Here is a 5,642-nt window from a genome sequence, read left to right as displayed (position 1 = left end):
ATGAACTGGTACTGCGTCGGGCTCACGGTGGAGTCGATCGTCAGATCCTGCACCGGCTGCATGTAGAGCGACCCGCCCGCGATGTGCGCGACGTCTTTCTGCAACTGGCGGATCACTGCGCTCGCGGTGTTGCTGCGGTCGTCGCGCGGCTGCAGGTTGATCAGCAGGCGGCCGCTGTTCAGCGTGATGTTGCTGCCGTCCACGCCGATAAACGACGTGAGGCTTTCGACGTCTGGGTTCTTCAGGATCTGCGTGGCGAGCTGCTGCTGGCGATCGGCCATCGACGCAAACGACACCGACTGCGGCATCTGCGTGATCGCCTGGATCACGCCGGTATCCTGCACCGGGAAGAAGCCCTTCGGCACGAACACGTAGAGCAGGCCGGTCAGCACCAGCGTGAGCAGCGCGACCACGAGCGTCGCGCGCTGCCGGTTGAGCACCCACGTGAGCGCGACCGCGTAGCGCGCGATCACCCAGTCGATAAAGCGGTGCGCCTTCGCCTCGAAGCGATGGCTTTCGTGCGGCGGAGTATGGCGCAACAGCTTCGCGCACATCATCGGTACCAGCGTGAGCGACACGACCGCCGAAATCACGATGGTCACCGCGAGGGTGATCGCGAACTCGTGAAACAGGCGTCCGACCACGTCGCCCATGAAGAGCAGCGGAATCAACACCGCGATCAGCGAGACCGTCAACGAGATGATCGTGAAACCGATCTGTTTCGAGCCCTTCAGCGCGGCTTCGAGCGCCGACTCGCCCTGTTCGACGTAGCGCGCGATGTTTTCGATCATCACGATCGCGTCGTCGACGACGAAGCCGGTGGCGATGGTGAGCGCCATCAGCGACAAGTTATCGAGCGAGAAGCCGCACAGGTACATCACGGCGAGCGTGCCGATCAGCGACAGCGGCACCGACAGGCTGGGGATGATCGTCGCGTAGATGTTCGCGAGGAACAGATACATCACGAGCACGACCAGCACCACCGACATCGCCAGTTCGAACTGCACGTCGCGCACCGATGCGCGGATCGTGGTGGTGCGGTCGGTGACGACCCGCACGTCGAGCGCGGCGGGTAGCGACTGCTGCAATTGCGGCAGCAGCTTCTTGATGCTGTCGACCACCTGGATCACGTTCGCCCCCGGCTGGCGCTGCACGTTCAGGATGATCGCGGGCGTGTTGTCGACCCATGCGCCGAGTTTGGTGTTCTCCGGGCCGTCGACGATCTTCGCGACGTCGGTCAGCATCACTGGGCGGCCGTTCTTGTACGCGACCACCGCGCTTTGGTACTGGTCCGCGCTGGTCAACTGATCGTTCGAGTTGATCGTGTAGTTGCGCGTCGGGCCGTCGAAGTTGCCCTTCGGCGTGTTGACGTTCAGGTTCGAGACGGTGGTGCGCAAATCGTCGAGATTCAGGCCGTACGCGGCGAGCGCGCGCGGATTGGCCTGAATCCGGATCGCCGGGCGCTGGCCGCCCGACAGGCTCACCAGGCCGACGCCCGCGACCTGCGAGATTTTCTGCGCGAGACGGGTGTCGGCGAGGTCCTGCACCTGCGTGAGCGGCAGCGTTTTCGACGTGAGCGCGAGCGTGAGGATCGGCGCGTCGGCCGGGTTCACCTTCGCGTAGATCGGCGGCGCCGGCAGATCCGACGGCAGCAGGTTGCCCGCCGCGTTGATCGCGGCCTGCACTTCCTGCTCGGCGATATCGAGCGGCAGATCGAGGCTGAACTGCAGCGTGATGATCGACGAGCCGGCGGAGCTTTGCGACGACATCTGGTTCAGCGACGGCATCTGCCCGAACTGCCGCTCGAGCGGCGCGGTCACCGACGAGGTCATCACGTCCGGGCTCGCGCCCGGATAGAAGGTCTGCACCTGGATGGTCGGATAGTCGACTGACGGCAGCGCGGAAAGCGGCAAAAAGCGCAGTGCGACGAGGCCGACCAGCATGATCGCCGCCATCAGCAGCGCGGTGCCGACGGGACGCAGGATAAAGGCGCGGGATGGATTCATGCGGTGAGTGCCGTGCCTTTACTTTATTGCGACGCTTGCGACGCGTGTCTGCCGTGATGCGCGCGCGCGCCGGACGCAGCCGATGCGCCCGCCGTACCCGATGCGCCACTGGCACGCGCCGCCGGAATCGTGATCTTCGCGCCTTCGCGCAGGCGGTCGGAGCCGTCGATCACGACCCGCTCGCCGAACACGAGACCGGACTTGATGCTGGTGCGCTCGCCGTCCACCGGGCCGGGTTTGACCGGGCGCACCGTGACCGTGTTGTCGTCCTTCACGACGTAGACGAACGGGCCCATCGAGCCGTTGAGGACCGCCGAGGTCGGCACGATCACCGCGTCCCTGATCGTGTCGACGAGCAGGCGCGTATTGACGAACTGATTCGGGAACAGCCCGTTGTCCTTGTTATCGAACAGCGCGCGCAGCCGCACCGTACCGGTGGTGGTGTCGATCTGGTTGTCCATCGTCTTGAGCGAGCCGACTTCGAGCGGCCGGGTGTTGCTGCGGTCGTACGCGGTGGCCGACAACTGCTCGCCGTCCTTCGTGTGCTGGATGATCTGCTGCAGATTGTCTTCGGACGTGGTGAAGATCACGCTGATCGGCTGCAATTGCGTAATCACGGCGATGCCGTTGGCGAGGCCCGATGTCACGTAATTGCCGGGATCGACCTGGCGCAGCCCGACGCGCCCCGACACCGGCGCGGTGATGCGCGCGTACGTCAGGTCGAGCTTGTAGCTGTCGATGTTCGCCTGATCCGACTTGACGGTGCCTTCGTATTGCCGCACCAGCGACGCCTGCGTGTCGACCTGCTGGTGCGCGATCGAATCCTGCGCGAGCAGCGTCTGATAGCGCTTCAGGTCGAGGCGCGCGGTGGCGAGCAGCGCCTGGTCGCGCATCAGCGTGCCCTCGGCGTTGCGCAGCGAGATCTCGTACGGACGCGGGTCGATCTGGGCGAGCACGTCGCCCTTTTTGACCATCTGGCCTTCCTTGAAATACACGTCCTGCAGCACGCCGCTCAACTGCGGCAGCACGGTGACGGTGGCGAGCGGGGTGACCGTGCCGAGCGCGGTCAGCACGACCGGCATCTCCCCTTGCGTCGCGGTCGCGACATGCACCGGCTGCGCGAGGTTGGCCATGCCGGCGCCGCGGCCGAAGCGGCCGGCGCGCGCGCCGCTCGCGCCCCCCGGCGCGCTCGCGCCGCCACCGGGCGCGCCCCACGGATGCCAGCGCCACAGCACGATGCCGAGAATCACCAGCGCCGCGACGATCAGTGCGATGTTGCGGCCGCGATGCCGTTTCACCGTACCGGGCGCGCCGGCGGCGGTCGGTTCGGAAGCAGGAGCGGCGGGGCGTTGGGTTTCCGGATGCTTTTGTTGTTGGTCCATCGGTTCGGTCAGGTGACTGGCTCTTTGATGTGAATTGCTCGCGCGGTTGTCACCGTTGAAGGGCGACGGACCGCGCGCGGGCGGTATGACAGGCGGTCCCGACAGCGGGCGCGGGTGGCAGCACGCTGAAGCGCGATGCTACCCGAGGCGCGGGACAGAGATGTTAACGCATGGTGAAAGCGCGGGGCAAAAGCGCGAGGCGGAATCATCACGGCCTGACGCGCCCGCTACCATCGACGCGTCTGCAACCGCACCGCTTTCCGCGCGGGCTTCGCGCCACGGGATGGGTGATCGTACGTTGCGGTGTCTGTAACAGTCCAGCCGTCTATTTTTCGTTTGATTACGAAGGTTACAGAAGGCGGGCAGATTGCCGGCTGCGCATAGGGCGGCGGTCTTATGCGAGATAAAGAGAGACAAAAGGACACCAAGGAAGAGATAAGGCGAGGGCAGCGCCCACGCACTACGGGCGAAGGGGCTGCCGGCTGGAACGTGCCGCGCGCCGTCCGCGTGCGACTTCGAGGCGAGCGTTGACGCGGCGCGCCCGCTCGCCGATACGTCATTCGTCGAGCCGGCGTCCCGGCGCGCCGCCGATTTCGTGCACGATTTTCTCGATGCATTCGAGCAGCGCCGGCGCGGCGGTCGACATCAACCAGTCACGCGGGCACTGATCGGCCGAGCCGCCACAGTTGACTGCGTAGCGCTCGCCGGACGGCCCGATGAAGCCGAGCGCGATCGCGTTAAGGCCCTCGTACCACTCGCCGGTGGCGAGTGCATAGCCGCGTTCGAGGGTGTCCCTGACCGCGCTCTCGAGCCGGTCGCCGATGTAGCCCCACTCGTCGCCTTCGGCGGTCTGCAGCCCGCTGAGCAGCCGCTCACGCTCTGGCTGAGCGAGCGCGGCGAGGTACGCGCGACCGATCGCGGTGCGGCTGAGGCTCATGCGCGAGCCGATTTCGAGCCGCGACACGAGCACCGCGGAGCGCGGCCGGATGGTATCGATGACGACCATGTCATAGCGGTCGCGCACTGCGAGATGCACCGACAGCGCGGTGCGTTCCGCGAGTTCGATCAGGAACGGGCGTGCGCGCGCGCGAATGTCGAAGTTGCGCAGAAAGCCGTTGCTCAGCTCCAGCACCGACGACGTCAGCACGAAGCGTTCGCTGTCCGGAAGCTGCAGCAGGAAGCCCGCGCCGACGAGCGTGGCGGTGATGCGCGAGACCGTGGGTTTGGGGATGCCGGTCAACTCGGCGAGTTCCCGATTGCTGAGTGGCGCGTGGGCGGCGGCGACGGCGCGCAGTACCGTCAGGCCGCGCGCGAGCGCGGTTACTTCGTCGCCGGTGCCTTCCTTTGGTTTGGGCTGGGCTGCTGCGGTGCCGGTGCGTGTTGGGCGGGTCATCGTTTCTTGGAACTGTATTTCACATTCATCGTGCGCAGCCTGCTAAGGGACGGCGCGTCACCATTGTATCGGAATGATTTTCCGATCGGTCGGGACCTCGATTTTGCTTGACTTAGTCAGCATAACCATAAAAAATGGAATCTCATTTCGAAGCGAAGCGGGCGCTACATTCACCACTCAGATACTGAGTTAGATGTCGATGAATGCGAGTTCAAGCGGTTTGCAGTTGCTGCGATGCGTGGCTGAGATCACTTCCCACTATCGATAGATTGCGGTGTTCCGCATCAGGCAGCTTCGCTTCTAATCCCTTCTCTCAGGTTCTAGCACGGCCCTCGGAATGGCTAGAACTTTTTTAAAGCGTCACGGCAACGTGACGCTTTTTTTTTGCGGTTATCGGCAGACAACCAAGTCTGCCGGACGCGGAAAAGGGTCGTTCGGAGACCACAAAGTCTGCGGCAACACGCATTCTCGTTGCGACGCACAGTTTTTAGGGGGCGGTCGGACTCCAGTGCGGCCTGCGGTGGCGCGAGCAGAGCGACGTTTTTCCCATATCGTTAAGTCCAACGGGGATGATATTGCGTCCCAAGCTGGCAGCGGGCGGTGATCTCTGGAGTATGTTTGTAGAGATGTGAGCTTTGGCGCCTCGCGTTGCCGTGGCTCCCGCAGTCTCGACAGAGAAGCTGCCTCGCGTCGATGAGGTTCCGCACCGGCTCCATGTCGGGTGCTTCGCATGTTGGAGCAAACCGATGTCGTGGGGGTAAGTACTCGGATTGCGGGCGCAGTGCATTCATCTTGATAGCACTGGCGGAGGGAGAACGCGCAAGCCATCGAAGGGTACAACGCTTACGTCGAGCAGCATGG

At 64.4% G+C, this 5,642-nt stretch carries 3 protein-coding genes and 1 pseudogene; 1 reads left to right on the top strand and 3 read right to left on the bottom strand.

Annotated features, from left to right (window positions below):
- From VGH68_RS23020 to VGH68_RS23010, 3 genes are all read right to left on the bottom strand, one after another.
- A partial coding sequence (locus VGH68_RS23020) for an efflux RND transporter permease subunit (RefSeq protein WP_331606015.1) occupies nucleotides 1-2,006 on the bottom strand: 2,006 nt, incomplete at its 3' end.
- Nucleotides 2,007-2,029: 23 nt separating this feature from the next.
- Nucleotides 2,030-3,388, bottom strand: coding sequence for an MdtA/MuxA family multidrug efflux RND transporter periplasmic adaptor subunit (locus VGH68_RS23015; protein ID WP_331606014.1), 1,359 nt, complete (start codon nucleotides 3,386-3,388; stop codon nucleotides 2,030-2,032).
- 556 nt (nucleotides 3,389-3,944) lie between these two features.
- Nucleotides 3,945-4,781 carry an IclR family transcriptional regulator gene (locus tag VGH68_RS23010; protein ID WP_331606013.1) on the bottom strand — a complete coding sequence of 279 codons (837 nt, stop codon included), beginning with the start codon at nucleotides 4,779-4,781 and terminating at the stop codon, nucleotides 3,945-3,947.
- 802 nt (nucleotides 4,782-5,583) lie between these two features.
- Here VGH68_RS23010 and VGH68_RS30140 point away from each other — a divergent pair.
- A pseudogene (locus VGH68_RS30140) lies at nucleotides 5,584-5,642 on the top strand (type II toxin-antitoxin system CcdA family antitoxin); the annotation flags it as partial.

Source organism: Paraburkholderia sp. (assembly GCF_036488505.1).
GTDB lineage: Bacteria > Pseudomonadota > Gammaproteobacteria > Burkholderiales > Burkholderiaceae > Paraburkholderia.
The sequence above is the reverse complement of the archived record's forward strand: the minus strand, read 5'-3'. Positions and strand labels throughout refer to the sequence as shown.